Annotated in this window: 14 protein-coding genes; 6 read left to right on the forward strand and 8 right to left on the reverse strand. The window is 71.4% G+C overall.

Annotated elements, in window-relative coordinates; all coding sequences use genetic code 11:
• Window positions 1–94: 94 nt before the first annotated feature.
• The 3 genes from SLINC_RS42610 to SLINC_RS42620 form a co-directional block, all read right to left on the reverse strand.
• The gene (locus SLINC_RS42610; protein WP_067443767.1) at window positions 95–487 is read right to left on the reverse strand and encodes an ArsR/SmtB family transcription factor; all 393 of its coding nucleotides are present in this window, start codon (window positions 485–487) and stop codon (window positions 95–97) included.
• Window positions 484–930 carry an SRPBCC domain-containing protein gene (locus SLINC_RS42615; RefSeq protein ID WP_067443768.1) on the reverse strand — a complete coding sequence of 149 codons (447 nt, stop codon included), beginning with the start codon at window positions 928–930 and terminating at the stop codon, window positions 484–486. Before SLINC_RS42615 ends, SLINC_RS42610 begins: the two co-directional genes overlap by 4 nt.
• Before the next feature lie 105 nt (window positions 931–1,035).
• Window positions 1,036–3,351: an FdhF/YdeP family oxidoreductase gene (locus tag SLINC_RS42620; RefSeq protein ID WP_067443769.1), complete on the reverse strand. Its 2,316-nt coding sequence runs from the start codon at window positions 3,349–3,351 to the stop codon at window positions 1,036–1,038.
• A 129-nt stretch (window positions 3,352–3,480) separates the two neighbouring features.
• Here SLINC_RS42620 and SLINC_RS42625 point away from each other — a divergent pair, with 129 nt between their 5' ends.
• The 3 genes from SLINC_RS42625 to SLINC_RS42635 are packed head-to-tail and all read left to right on the forward strand — an operon-like array spanning window position 3,481 to window position 5,100.
• Window positions 3,481–4,395 (forward strand): LysR family transcriptional regulator, encoded by a 915-nt coding sequence (locus SLINC_RS42625; protein ID WP_067443770.1) that lies wholly within the window; start codon window positions 3,481–3,483, stop codon window positions 4,393–4,395.
• Between the two features lie 59 nt (window positions 4,396–4,454).
• Window positions 4,455–4,649 carry a glycoside hydrolase family 95-like protein gene (locus SLINC_RS42630; protein WP_067443771.1) on the forward strand — a complete coding sequence of 65 codons (195 nt, stop codon included), beginning with the start codon at window positions 4,455–4,457 and terminating at the stop codon, window positions 4,647–4,649.
• 10 nt (window positions 4,650–4,659) lie between these two features.
• Window positions 4,660–5,100 (forward strand): OsmC family protein, encoded by a 441-nt coding sequence (locus SLINC_RS42635; protein ID WP_067443772.1) that lies wholly within the window; start codon window positions 4,660–4,662, stop codon window positions 5,098–5,100.
• 21 nt (window positions 5,101–5,121) lie between these two features.
• Here the strand turns inward: SLINC_RS42635 and SLINC_RS42640 are convergent, their stop codons facing one another.
• Entirely contained in the window at window positions 5,122–5,940 is an 819-nt protein-coding gene (locus SLINC_RS42640; RefSeq protein WP_067443773.1) for a siderophore-interacting protein, read from the reverse strand.
• Window positions 5,941–6,134: 194 nt separating this feature from the next.
• Between SLINC_RS42640 and SLINC_RS42645 the strand changes: the two genes are divergently transcribed.
• Both SLINC_RS42645 and gap read left to right on the forward strand, forming a co-directional pair.
• Complete coding sequence (locus SLINC_RS42645) at window positions 6,135–7,091, forward strand: GlxA family transcriptional regulator (protein ID WP_079164996.1); 957 nt, start codon at window positions 6,135–6,137, stop codon at window positions 7,089–7,091.
• Between the two features lie 118 nt (window positions 7,092–7,209).
• Complete coding sequence (gap, locus tag SLINC_RS42650) at window positions 7,210–8,208, forward strand: type I glyceraldehyde-3-phosphate dehydrogenase (protein WP_067443775.1); 999 nt, start codon at window positions 7,210–7,212, stop codon at window positions 8,206–8,208.
• Window positions 8,209–8,258: 50 nt separating this feature from the next.
• Here gap and SLINC_RS42655 read toward each other — a convergent pair whose 3' ends face one another.
• From SLINC_RS42655 to SLINC_RS42665, 3 genes are all read right to left on the reverse strand, one after another.
• Window positions 8,259–9,083 (reverse strand): SAM-dependent methyltransferase, encoded by an 825-nt coding sequence (locus SLINC_RS42655; protein WP_067443776.1) that lies wholly within the window; start codon window positions 9,081–9,083, stop codon window positions 8,259–8,261.
• Between the two features lie 96 nt (window positions 9,084–9,179).
• A complete protein-coding gene (locus SLINC_RS42660) occupies window positions 9,180–9,431 on the reverse strand; it encodes a DUF397 domain-containing protein (RefSeq protein ID WP_067443777.1) in 252 nt (83 codons plus the stop codon).
• Window positions 9,428–10,300, reverse strand: a complete 873-nt coding sequence (locus tag SLINC_RS42665) for a helix-turn-helix domain-containing protein (RefSeq protein WP_067443778.1) — start codon at window positions 10,298–10,300, stop codon at window positions 9,428–9,430. Before SLINC_RS42665 ends, SLINC_RS42660 begins: the two co-directional genes overlap by 4 nt.
• Before the next feature lie 364 nt (window positions 10,301–10,664).
• Here SLINC_RS42665 and SLINC_RS42670 point away from each other — a divergent pair, with 364 nt between their 5' ends.
• Entirely contained in the window at window positions 10,665–11,069 is a 405-nt protein-coding gene (locus SLINC_RS42670) for an ATP-binding protein (protein ID WP_107406757.1), read from the forward strand.
• Window positions 11,070–11,135: 66 nt separating this feature from the next.
• Here SLINC_RS42670 and SLINC_RS42675 read toward each other — a convergent pair whose 3' ends face one another.
• A complete protein-coding gene (locus tag SLINC_RS42675; RefSeq protein WP_067443780.1) occupies window positions 11,136–12,740 on the reverse strand; it encodes an amidase in 1,605 nt (534 codons plus the stop codon).
• Window positions 12,741–12,828 lie beyond the last annotated feature (88 nt).

Below are 12,828 nucleotides of genomic sequence, written 5' to 3' on the forward strand. Positions count from 1 at the left end.
GAACCCCCCGGTAGGGCGTGGCGCCTGGGTCCTGGACGGTGCAGGCGCGGCGCAGGGGCTCCGAACGTGGGTGGCGTGGGCGCCGGGCCCCGGTTCAGGAGGCGTGGGCGCCCGGGCCCGGTTCGGGCGGCGTGGCGCCCGCGTCCCGTTCCGCCGCCTCGGCGACGCGCTTGATGGTCGCCAGGCGGCGGTCCCAGTCGGCCGCCAGCGAGGCCATCCACCGGGCCGTCGCGTCCAGTGCGGCCGGCCGCACCGCGTACCGGACCTCGCGTCCGACCCGGCCGCCGGTGACCAGCCCGGCCGCGTCCAGGACGGCGAGGTGTTTGACCACCGCCTGGCGTGAGACGGGGAGTTGTCCGGCGAGCGTGGTGGCGGTGGCCTCGCCGCGGGCGGCGAGCAGATCGAGCAGCTGCCGCCGTGTCGGGTCGGCCAGGGCGCCGAGGACACTGTCGACGACGTCGGCGGTGCCGGGGCGTTCCTCCGTCACGTGGCGGGCTGCTCGGCGCGCGACTTGAGCGCGTCGAGTTCCAGGGGCCAGCCCTGGGAGTGGTCCTTGTGGTTCTGGCTGCGCAGTTCCTCGGACCCGGCCAGCGCCGTGAACCCGCTCTCCACGACCCGGAGCCGGGTGTGGCCGCCTTCTTCGCTCAGCGTGAACTCCACCAGGGTGCTGTTGTTCTCGCGCAGTTCCTCCCCGGGGAACGCGCTGGTCCAGCGGTACGCCAGATAGGTCGGCGGCCTCACCTTCTCCACCCGCACCGGGAAGTCGCCGTGCTCGGCGTTCTTCGCCACCATCGTCTCGCCCTCCCTGGCCACCGTCCCCGGCAGGCTCGCCTTGTCGGCCACCCAGAACCCGGGCTGGGCCACCAGTGACCAGACCCGCTCCAGGGGTGCCGCGATGAGGGTCTCGCGCTCGATTCGGTCCTCGCTCATGAGGGGCTCCTTCGTCGCCGCCGTTGATGCAACTCCAGAGTTGCACGTCGACCACGTTAGGTGCAACCCCAAGGTTGCACCTAACGCGGTGGCGGCCTGTGCGCGCTACGCCGAAGCACGCTCCAGACGGACGATGACGCTCTTCGACGTCGGCGTGTTGCTGATGTCCGCCACGCTGTCGAGCGGCACCAGGACGTTGGTCTCCGGGTAGTAGGCGGCGGCGGAGCCCGGGGGAGTGGGGTAGGCGACGACGCGGAAGCCGTCGGCGCGGCGTTCCGAGCCGTCGGTCCAGACACTGATCAGGTCGACGAGGGTGCCGTCGGGAAGACCGAGGTCGGCGAGGTCGGAGGCGTTCACGAGGACGACGCGCCGGCCGCCCTTGATACCCCGGTATCGGTCGTCCATCGCGTAGGGGACGGTGTTCCACTGGTCGTGCGACCGCAGGGTCTGGAGGACGAGATGGCCCTCGGGCGCTTCGAGGGCCGTGAAGGCGTTGGCGGTGAAGACGGCCTTGCCGCTCGCCGTGCGGAACACCCGCTCGTTGACCGGGTTGGGCAGCCGGAAGCCGCCCGGGCGCCGGACCCGCTCGTTGAAGTCCTCGAAACCGGGGACGACCCGGGCGATGCGGTCGCGGACGAGGTCGTAGTCGGCCTCGAAGTCCGCCCAGGGGATGTCCGGTTCGGAGCCCAGGACCCGGCTGGCGAGGCGGGTGATGAGGGAGACCTCGCTCAGCAGGTGCGGGGAGGCGGGGTCGAGGCGGCCACGGGTGGAGTGGACCTCGCTCATGGAGTCCTCGACCGTCATGAACTGCTCCCTGCCCGCCTGGACGTCCCGGTCGCTGCGGCCCAGCGTGGGCAGGATCAGCGCCGTCCGCCCGCACACGGTGTGGGACCGGTTGAGCTTGGTCGAGATGTGCGCGGTCAGGCGGCAGCCGCGCATGGCGCGTTCGGTGACGTCGCTGTCCGGGGTGGCCCGGACGAAGTTGCCCGCGACACCGAGGAAGAGCTTGGCGCGTCCGTCGAGCATGGCCCGGATGGAGTCGACGGAGTCCAGACCGTGCGCCGTCGGAGCGGTGAAACCGAACTCGCGGCCCAGCCGGTCCAGGAAGGCCTGGGGCATGCGTTCCCAGATGCCCATCGTGCGGTCGCCCTGGACGTTGCTGTGTCCGCGGACCGGGCACACCCCGGCGCCCGGACGGCCGATGTTCCCGCGCAGCAGAAGGAAGTTGACGACCTCCCTGATGGTGGGCACACCGTGTTTGTGCTGGGTGAGGCCCATGGCCCAGCACACGATGACGCTACGGCTGTTCAGGACGCGTTCGTGGACCCGCTCGATCTCGTCGCGGCTCAGACCGGTGGCCGCCAGCACCGCGTCCCACGACGTCGTGGCGCGGATGTGCTCGGCGAAGGCGTCGTAGCCGGTGGTGTGCGCCTCGATGAACTCCCGGTCCAGGACGGTGCCCGGCTCCTTGTCCTCGGCCTCCAGCAGCATCAGGTTGAGCGCCTGGAACAGGGCCAGGTCGCCGCCCGGCCGGATCTGGAGGAACTGGTCGGCGATGTCCGTGCCGCGGCCGATGATCCCGCGCGCCTTCTGCGGGTGCTTGAAACGCAGGAGTCCCGCCTCGGGCAGCGGATTGACGGCCACGACACTGCCGCCGCGGCGCTTGGTCTCCTCCAGCGCGGTCAGCATGCGCGGGTGGTTGGTACCGGGGTTCTGCCCGACGACGAAGACGAGGTCGGCGTTGTGCAGGTCGTCCAGGCTGACGCTGCCCTTGCCGATGCCCAGGGTCTCGCCCAGCGCCGAACCGCTGGACTCGTGGCACATGTTGGAGCAGTCCGGCAGGTTGTTGGTGCCGAAGGCCCGCGCGAACAGCTGGAGCAGGAACGCCGGTTCGTTCGCCAGCCGCCCGGAGGTGTAGAACAGCGCCTCGTCCGGGTGGTCCAGGGCACGCAGCTCGCGGGCGAGCAGGTCCAGCGCCTCGTCCCAGCCGATCGGCTCGTAGTGCGTGGCGCCCTCGCGCAGCACCATCGGCTCGGTCAGCCGGCCCTGCTGGTTGAGCCAGCGGTCCGACTTACGGCTCAGCTCCTCGACCGAGTACTGCCGGAAGAAGTCGGCGGTCACCCTGCGGGAGGTGGCCTCGTCGCTGATGTGCTTGGCGCCGTTCTCGCAGTACTCGTTGCGGTGCCGCTGCCCCGCCGCGGGCTCCGGCCAGGCGCAGCCCGGGCAGTCGAAGCCCTTCGCCTGGTTGATGCTCAGCAGCGTCAGCGCGGTGCGCTTCGGCGAGGTCTGGCCCAGCGCGTACTTCAGGGCGTGGACGACCGCCGGAGCACCCGTGGCCCATGTCCTGGGAGCCGTCACCGACAGCTCGCCCTCATCCGGTTCGTCGCCGTCCCGCACCGCGCACCACGCCCTCTCCGTCATCCGCCTCCCCACTCTTTGCCAGACCATCGGCCCAGGTCAAAGCGGTAGTTGTTATCGCGTGATAGGCCGCGCCGATCAGATCGCGCGGTCGCCGGGACAGCGCGCACGGCCGAGGTGGATCATTGAGGTGTGCTGCTCCGCCAACTCGAGTACCTCGTCGCCCTCGCCCGCGCCCGCCACTTCGCGAAGGCGGCGCAGGCCTGCTACGTCTCCCAGCCGGCTCTGTCCGAGGGGATCCGCAAACTGGAGGAGGAGCTGGGCATCCCCCTGGTCCAGCGCGGCCGCAGGTTCGACGGGCTGACCCCCGAGGGTGAGCGGGTCGTGGTCTGGGCGCAGCGCATCCTGGCCGACCGCGACGCGATGCAGGGCGAGATCCAGGCACTGCGGGCCGGGCTCACCGGACGGCTGCGCATCGGGACCGTGCCCACCGCGGCCACCGCGGTCGCGCTGCTGACCCAGCCGTTCTGCGCCGCCAACCCGCTGGCCACGGTCCAGGTCTTCGCCGACCTCCAGGCCGAGGACATCGTGAACAGACTCCGGACGTACGAACTCGACGCCGCCGTGACCTATCACAGCTCCGTCGCGGCCCACGACTTCACGTTCGTCCCGCTGTACCGGGAACGCTATGTCCTGCTGACCGAGCGGACCGCCGCCGATTCCCGCCCCACCGACATCTCCTGGGAGGAGGCGGCCCAGTACCCCCTGTGTCTGCTGCACCCCATGATGCAGGGCCGCCAGGTCCTCGACGCCGTGTTCGAGGCGGTGGGTGTCGCCGTGACCCCGCGTGTGGAGACCGACTCGATCGCCTCCCTGTTCGCCCAGGTCAGGGCCGGGCAGTGGGCGAGCGTCGTGCCCCACGCCTGGCTGCACGTCTTCGGCGTCCCCGCGGGCATGCACGCCGTGCCCCTGGTCCGCCCCGTCCGCACGGAACGCATCGGCCTGGTGCTCCCGGCCCGCGAACCCGTCCCCGTGATCGGACAGGCCCTCATCGACGTCGCCGGGCAGGCCGACATCGCGGCGGCCCTGGAGCGGCTGCCCGACTGACGGAGCATCAGTCATGGGTTCTTTTGTTGCCACGACAGGGCACGGCATCGAAAAGAGAGGTGGACCTGACGTGGCGCGAGGGCGCCGTGCGGGAGGGTGCGATCCGCTCGCGCTCCGGCAGCCGGGCGGTCGTACGGTCCGCGACGCGACTGAAGGTGACCTCCGACGGCCGTCCGGTCCGGGTGCGCCGGCCCGAACCCGGGGTGATCGTGTTCGACACCGCGCGCGGGGCGACGTACCGCCTGCATCAGTAAGGTCGTCGGCATGACCGACACCTCCCTGCGCTCCGTCACCGTCGAGCGAACCGGCCCCGGGCACTTCACCGCGACCAACGCCCGCGGCGGCACGATCAGTTTCGGCACCGGCTCCGACACCGAAGGGGACACGGACTTCACGCCGGTCGAGCTGCTGCTGGCCGCGCTCGGCGGGTGCACGGCCGTGGACGTCGACATCGCCACCAGCCGGCACGCGGAACCGAGCGAGTTCTCCGTTGCGGTCACCGGCAACAAGATCAACGACGAGCTCGGCAACCGGATGACCGACCTCACGGTCACCTTCTCCGTCGTCTTCCCGGACGGTGACGGCGCCGAGCGCGCCCGCGCGATCCTCCCCCGGGCGGTCAAGACGTCCCACGACCGGCTCTGCACGGTCAGCCGCACGGTCGAGACCGGTACGCCCGTCACCGTGACGGTCGAGGGCGCCTGACCCCCGGCGGAAGGACGCGCGTCACGCCGCCTGGTGTGCCTCGTGCTTCCAGAAGCCGGAGAAGAAGATGCGGTCCTTGGGCAGGCCCGCGCGGTGCAGATGACGGCGGCCCTCGGCGGCCAGCGTCGACTCGCCGACGACGAAGGCGTATCCGGCCGCGTCGGCGGGCCGGTGCCGCAGGAGTTCGCCGAGGGCGGCGCTGCCGGGTACGGCGGCGCCGTCCTCGCGGACGATCCAGGTGACCGCCACACCGGGCGGCCCGTCGAGCTCGCGCCGGTCCTCGGCGGTGGGGACCTCCTGGATGACCCGGCCCACGGTGTGGCGCGGCAGGGAGCGCAGAATGCCCGTGCTGGCGGGCAGCCCGGTCTCGTCGGCCACGACGAGGACCTCGGAGGCGTCGGCCGGGCAGTCGAACAGCAGGCCCTGGTCCAGCAGGGCGAGCGCGTCACCGGGCCGGGCACGGCACGCCCAGATCGCGGCCCCGCCCTCCAGTTCGCCCGTGGGCCCGCGATGGATGACGAAGTCGATGTCCATCTCGGCGGCCTCGGGCCGGAAACCGGCCACGGTGTAGTTCGCGCAGTGCGGACGCTCCTCCTCCGGAATGTCCAGGTAGGGCTGCCACCACCGGGAGCCGACGACCTCGGGCAGTCGCAGGTGCCGTTGGTGGGGGAGCCGGAGGAACAGGCGGAACCAGTGGTCGTAGCCCTGCCACTCGAATGCGCCCAGCTCCGGGCCGGTGACCGTGACGCGGTGGATGGAGGGCGAGACGCGCTCGGTGCGTGCGACCTCGGCGCGGAACATCCTGGGGTGCTGCGGCATCAGCCTGTGGATCTTCGCCACGCAAGGAAGGTTAGCCTAAGTTTAGTTCGGCACCCTCGCACCCTCGGCACCCTCGGCACCCTCGCACCCTCGCACCCTCGGCACCCTCGCACCCTCGCACCCTCGGCACCCTCGCACCCTCGCACCCTCGGCACCCTCGTCGCGTGTGGGCGGAGGCGACATCGCAGGCCCGTGGCCGTGCGTAACCTGTCCCCGTGTCAGCATCCCGTCTGCGTCGCGTCGCCGTTCTCGTGCTCGAAGGGGCGAAGCCGCTCGATGTCGGCATCCCCGCGCAGGTGTTCAGCACCCGGGCGAGCATGCCGTACGAGGTGCGGCTGTGCGGGGCGGCGCCGGGGCTGGTGACCGGTGGTGACGGGCTGTCGTACCACGTCGCCCACGGCCTCGACACGCTGGTGTGGGCCGACATCGTGTTCATCCCCGGCTATCGCTTCCCGGACCGCGACGACCCGCCGCAGGCCGTCGTCGACGCGCTGATCGCCGCCCACGACCGGGGCGCGCGCCTCGCCGCCATCTCCACCGGAGCCTTCGCGCTCGCCGCCACCGGCCTGCTCGACGGCAGGCGGGCCACCACCCACTGGCACTACACCCGGGCGCTCATGACGAGGCATCCGCTCGTCCAGGTCGACGAGAACGTCCTGTTCGTCGACGAAGGCCGCGTGCTGACATCGGCCGGCGCCGCCTCGGGCATCGACCTGTGCCTGCACATCCTGCGCGGCGACCTGGGCGTCGCCGCGTCCAACCACGCCGCCCGACGTCTGGTCGCCGCCCCCTACCGCAGCGGCGGCCAGGCCCAGTACGTGCCGCGCAGCGTGCCCGAACCGCTCGGCGAGCGCTTCGGCGCCACCCGCGAATGGGCGCTGCACCGGCTGGGGGAGCCCCTCACCCTCGACATACTCGCGCGGCAGGCGGGCGTCTCGGCGCGCACGTTCTCACGGCGCTTCGTCGAGGAGACCGGCTACACCCCGATGCAGTGGGTCATGCGCGCCCGCATCGACACGGCCCGCGAACTGCTGGAGCGTTCGCAGCTCGGCATCGAGCAGATCGCCGCCGACGTCGGCCTCGGCACCGGCGCGAACCTGCGACTGCACTTCCAGCGCATCCTCGGCACGACACCGAGCGAGTACCGGCGCACCTTCACGCAAGGAGAGTAGGGCGGCCAGAGGTCCCGATTCCCGCCTGGCGCGATCCTTTTGAACCATGGCGATCGCGCCACTGTCGACGGCGGAGCCGCCGAGCGAGCCTGGTGGGGAACCCGAAGGGACAGGATTCATGACTCGCATCGCCATCAACGGATTCGGCCGCATCGGACGCAACGTGCTGCGCGCCCTGCTCGAACGCGACAGCACCCTCGAAGTCGTCGCGGTCAACGACCTCACGGAGCCCGCCACCCTCGCCCGACTGCTGGCCTACGACAGCACGGCCGGACGGCTCGGTCGTCCGGTGACCGTCGACGGCAACACCCTCGTCGTGGACGGCCGCCGTATCACCGTGCTCGCCGAGCGCGAGCCGGCGCAGCTGCCGTGGGCCGACCTCGGTGTCGACCTCGTCCTGGAGGCCACCGGCCGCTTCACCTCGGCCAAGGCCGCCCGCGCCCACCTCGACGCGGGCGCGCGGAAGGTGCTGGTCAGCGCGCCGTCGGACGGTGCCGACGTCACGCTGGCGTACGGGGTCAACACCGACGCCTACGACCCGCAGGTGCACACGATCGTCTCGAACGCCTCCTGCACGACCAACGCGCTCGCCCCGCTGGCCGCGGTCCTCGACGAACTCGCCGGGATCGAGCACGGGTTCATGACGACCGTGCACGCCTACACGCAGGAACAGAACCTTCAGGACGGCCCGCACCGCGACCCCCGGCGGGCCCGGGCCGCCGGGGTGAACATCGTGCCGACCACGACCGGAGCCGCCAAGGCGATCGGCCTGGTGCTGCCGAACCTGGACGGCAGGCTGTCGGGCGACTCCATCCGGGTGCCGGTCCCGGTGGGTTCGATCGTCGAGCTCAACACGACCGTCGCCCGTGACGTGACCCGCGAGGACGTCCTGACGGCGTACCGGGAGGCGGCCGAGGGGCGGCTCGCGGGCGTCCTGGAGTACTCGGAGGACCCGCTGGTCTCTTCCGACATCACCGGCAACCCGGCCTCGTCGATCTTCGACTCGGCCCTCACCCGCGTCGACGGCCGCCATGTGAAGGTGGTCGCCTGGTACGACAACGAGTGGGGCTTCTCGAACCGGGTGATCGACACCCTCGAACTGCTCGCGGCCGGCTGACCCGTGAGAAAGGGGGCTCCGGTCGCGCGGCGACCGGAGTCCCTGCCTTGTCAGGGCTTGATGCCGACCCCGGTCCACAGGCTGACCTCGGCGTCCGTCGGCGCCTCGGCGGGATCCGAGCCGTCGGAGACGTCGGGGCGCCAGCGGTGGCCGATGGTGACGCCCGGGTCGAGCAGGTCGAGCCCGTCGAAGAAGCGTACGACGTCCTTCTGGCTGCGGAACCGCACCGGAGTCCCCGCGCCGGTGTAGATGTCGGTGACCTTCTGCCAGGTGGCCGGGTCGAAGTCGGGTGTGCAGTGGCTGAGGGCCAGCGCGCTGCCCGAGGGGAGCGCGGCGAGCAGTCGGCCGACGATGCCGTAGGGGTCCTGCGCGTCGGTGACGAAGTGCATGAGCGCGTTGAGCGACAGGGCCACCGGCCGGTCCAGGTCCAGGACGTCGGACAGCTCGGGCGCGTTGAGCAGCGACTCCGGGTCGTTGACGTCGGCCTCGATGTAGGTGGTGCGGCCCTGCGGGGTGCTGCGCATGAGGCGCTCGGCGTACTTCAGGACGAGCGGGTCGTTGTCGGCGTACACCACGCGCGCCTCGGGTACGACACTCTGGGCGACCTGGTGCAGGTTCGGCTCGGTGGGGATGCCGGTGCCGATGTCGAGCCACTGGCGGATGCCGTGCTCGCGGGCGAGGACGCGGGTGGCGCGGTGCATGAAGGCCCGGTTCTCGCGGGCGCACACGAAGATGCCGGGGTAGGCGGCGGCGACCGTCTCGGCGGCCTGCTTGTCGATGTCGAAGTGGTCCTTGCCGCCGAGGTAGTAGTCGTACATGCGGGCGGAGTGCGGCCTGCTGGTGTCGATGCCCCGTGCGGCGTGGGTGTTGCTCATCCTGTCCCCTTCGGTGGTGTGCGCGGTGTGCGCGGTGTGCCGGGCGGGTCGCGGCCGGGGCCGGCTCGGATCCTCCCCGCGGGTGGTTCGCTCGCCCTAGTGGGCCGTCAGGTGATCGGCGAGACCTCTCTTGATCCCCTGGACGAATGCGGCGATCTCCTCGGGTGTGTAGATCAGCGCGGGACCGGTGGGATCGGTCGACTGCCGCAGGGCGACGCGGCCGTCGGCGAGTTGCTTGGTCTGCACGCACTGGCCCCCGTTGGGGCCGCTCCACGGGCTCTCCCAGCCCTGCTCGCCGAGGTCACAGGCGGGCATCCCGTTGTACACACTGCCGTCGGCGATGGTCATGAGTACTCCTTGCGCATGCGGTGCAGCAGAGTCCTGCTGTCCGCGGAGGAGGTCAGAAGGGACATCCGGTTGTGCGCCTCCAGATGGGCTGCGACATCGGCGCGCTGGTCCAGGTAGACGGAGGCGGACAGGATTTCGCTGTAGACGACGTCGGGCAGCTCCGGTTCCTCGAACCGGAAGTAGGTGAAGGGCGCGCACGCGCCGACGTGCGCGCCGGCCGAGAACGGCACGATGTCGACGCTGACGTGGTCCAGCTCCGAGACCTCCAGGAGCCGGTCGATCTGCTCCCGCATGATCTCCGGACCGCCCGCGACCCGGTGCAGGACGGCCTCCTCCATCACCACCCACAGGGTGGGGGCGTCGGGCTTCTCCAGCAGGCTCTGGCGGCGCAGCCGCAGATCGACCCGCCGCTCCAGCTCCTCGTCGCCGTCGTTGGGAAAGCCGCCGCGTAACACAGCGCGCGCATAGCCGTACGTCTGCAACAGCCCGGTGACGTACTGCGGTTCATAGGTGCGAAGGGTCTTGGCCCCGCTCTCCAGGCTCACGTAGGCGGTGAACCAGCTGGGCACCACATCACGGTAGGCGTGCCACCAGCCGGGCTCGTTGGCCCGCTCGGCGAGCTCGACGAACTCGTCGATCTCCTGCTGCCCGGCCCCGTAGGTCTGGAGCAGCTTCTCCACGTACAGGGGCTTGAGGCCGACCTCCGCCTTCTCCAGGCGGCGAATGGTCAACGACGTCACACGCAGGGCCTTTGCCGCGTCGTCGAGCGACACGCCCGCGCCGAGCCGCCGCTCCTGGAGCCGACGGCCCAGGATCATCCGCAGGACGGTCGGTGCGCTGGTTCCCGCACTCGCCCGAGCGTCACTCACTGGAGCCACCTCCTGATGCCCTGTCACCGGCGCCGGTCCGGCGGAGAGTTGAAGATGCCGCCAAACGGATATCGTCTTGCTGAAATTATCAGGGAGTCGGTTGCAGTGTGAACTCAGCTGCGAGCATAGTTACTTGTGCAAGCGGTTCCTTCGGACGCGAAGGCATCGTGGTCAACTATCGCTCTACTACGCAGAGTTGACATGCGCCGACGCTCCGAATCCGCGCGGCCCCACGCCGGGAACAACCCCCTCTCCCGACGGGCCGGCTGCTCGCCCTCCTCGCCCCCTCCCCCCTGCGCTCCTCCTGACGGAAGGCACAAGCGTGTCCCCCCACACGACTTCCTCCCCCCAGCTCTTAGACGCCGTGAGCCCGGAGCGCACGCACTGGATCGAGCTCCCCGCGCTCCGCTCCAGCGTCCAGGTCGCCCGCCGTTCGGTGAACGCCCGCATGACCGCCTGGGGACTGCCCGCCGAGATCTGCGCGGACGCGGTGCTCCTGGTGTCGGAACTGGTCACCAACGCGGTGTGCCACACGCGCAGTGTGCAGGTCCTGTGCGGCATCGGACGCGTGACGGACGACTGTCTCCGCCTGGAGGTGCACGACCACGACATCACGGTCGGCAGGCTGCCCCGCTGCGAGGCGGGGCCCGAGGACGAGAGCGGACGCGGACTGTTCCTCGTGCAGGAGATCGCCCGCACCTGGGGATTCGCCCGTTCCCGGCTCACGGGCGGCAACGCGGTGTGGGCGACCTTGACGACCGGCGGCTGAGCGGGCGCGTTCGAGCGGGCGTGTCTGCGCGGGCGGCGAGCCGCCCGCGCGGAAGGGCCGCCCGGGTCAGAAGCCGACGTCGGCGGGACGGTACGTGGGAGGCCGACGGACACGACTGGCCTGCTCGTAGGCGTACGCGAGGCGGAGCAGGGTCGGCTCGCTCCATGCCGTGCCCATGAAGGTCACCCCGACGGGCAGACCGAACGCGAAACCGGCCGGGACGCTGATCGCGGGATATCCGGCCAGCGCGGCGGGCGTCGACGCGCCACCGGTGTAGCTGTCCCCGCGGACCAGGTCGATCTTGGCCGGCGGTCCGCCCGTCGGCGTGACGAGTGCGTCCAGGCGGTGGCGGCGCAGCACCGCGTCGATGCCCTCGGCGCGTGAGAGCCGGTGGTTGGTGGCGAGGGCCGCACGGTACTCGCTCTCGCTGAAGTCCAGCTCGTGCACCGCCTCCAGGCCGTCCTGCCGGACATGGCGGAGCTCGCGGTCGGCGTGCGCGCGGTTGAAGGCGATCAGCTCCGCCAGACTGCGCGGATGGTCGCCGGGGGCGCTCGCCAGGTAGGCGTTCAGCCCGCGCTTGATTTCGTAAGCCTGTACGACCATCGAGCTGGGCAGATCCTCCAACTGCTCGGCGGTCGGGATGTCGGCAGGGTCGACCACGGTCGCGCCGGCCGCGCGCAGCACGGCGACCGCCCGCTCGGCGATCTCGTCGGCGTGGTGGCTGTAGCCGAAGTACACCGAGCGCGGCACGCCGATACGGGCCCCGCGCAGGCCGTCGGCGTCCAGGAAGCGGGTGTAGTCGCGGTGGAAGTGCCCGCGGCTCGCCGTGGTCGCCGGGTCGCGGTCGTCGAGCCCGACCAGGGTGCCGAGGAGGATCGCGGCGTCGCGGACCGTGCGGGCGATCGGTCCGACACTGTCCTGGCTCGGCACACCAGGGATCACCCCGCCGCGCCCGACCAGCCCGACGGTCGGCTTCACGCCGACGACACAGTTCGCCGAGGCCGGGTCGATGATCGAGCCGTTGGTCTCGGTCCCGATACCGGCGACACACAGGTTGGCCGCGGCGGCCACCGCGGTGCCGGAGCTGGACTCGTTCGGCGACCGGTCCAGCTTGTACGGATTACGGGTCTGCCCGCCGCGGGCGCTCCACCCGGCGTGATGGGTGAGCGACATCCCGCCCGCCCACTCGCTCAGGTTGGTCTTGCCGAGGACGACCGCGCCGGCCGCCCGCAGCCGGGCGGCGACCGTGGCGTCCCGGGCCGGCCGCAGGCCCTCCAGCGCGAGTGATCCGGCCGTGGTGTGCATCCGGTCCGCGGTCTCCACCAGGTCCTTGAGCAGCACGGGCATACCGTGCAGCGGCCGGCGCCGGTCCCCTTCGGCGTCGAGGCGCCGGGCCTCGGCGAGCGCGTCGGGGTTGACCTCGATCACCGAGTGCAGCAGCGGGTCGACGCGCTCGATGCGCTCCAGGTAGTAGCGGGTGAGCCGTTCGGCGGTCAGCCGTCCGTCGGCCATCCGCCGCCTGAGGTCGGTGATGCCGAGTTCGTCGAGGTCGGTGGGCGCGTCGGGGTGTCCGTCCGTGGCACGTGCGGGGGTTTCGCCGAGCCAGGGCGAGGCCGCCGTGGCGGTGCCCAGCGCGAGCAGGGTGCGACGTGAAGGGGCGATCCGGTCCATGGCCGCAACGCTAGGGGCGTGGCCGGCCGATCTCGCTCCGGCCGGCCCCCGGTTCCAACAGGAGGAGCACCCCCTGCCCCACCGGGGG

The organism is Streptomyces lincolnensis, assembly GCF_001685355.1.
GTDB classification, from domain to species: domain Bacteria; phylum Actinomycetota; class Actinomycetes; order Streptomycetales; family Streptomycetaceae; genus Streptomyces; species Streptomyces lincolnensis.

Coding starts and splice junctions, on each gene's coding strand:
- SLINC_RS42615 (WP_067443768.1), bottom strand. CDS start 930: ATGAGCGAGGACCGAATCGAGCGCGAGACCCTCATCGCGGCACCCCTG.
- SLINC_RS42620 (WP_067443769.1), bottom strand. CDS start 3,351: ATGACGGAGAGGGCGTGGTGCGCGGTGCGGGACGGCGACGAACCGGAT.
- SLINC_RS42635 (WP_067443772.1), top strand. CDS start 4,660: ATGACCGACACCTCCCTGCGCTCCGTCACCGTCGAGCGAACCGGCCCC.
- gap (WP_067443775.1), top strand. CDS start 7,210: ATGACTCGCATCGCCATCAACGGATTCGGCCGCATCGGACGCAACGTG.
- SLINC_RS42655 (WP_067443776.1), bottom strand. CDS start 9,083: ATGAGCAACACCCACGCCGCACGGGGCATCGACACCAGCAGGCCGCAC.
- SLINC_RS42660 (WP_067443777.1), bottom strand. CDS start 9,431: ATGACCATCGCCGACGGCAGTGTGTACAACGGGATGCCCGCCTGTGAC.
- SLINC_RS42675 (WP_067443780.1), bottom strand. CDS start 12,740: ATGGACCGGATCGCCCCTTCACGTCGCACCCTGCTCGCGCTGGGCACC.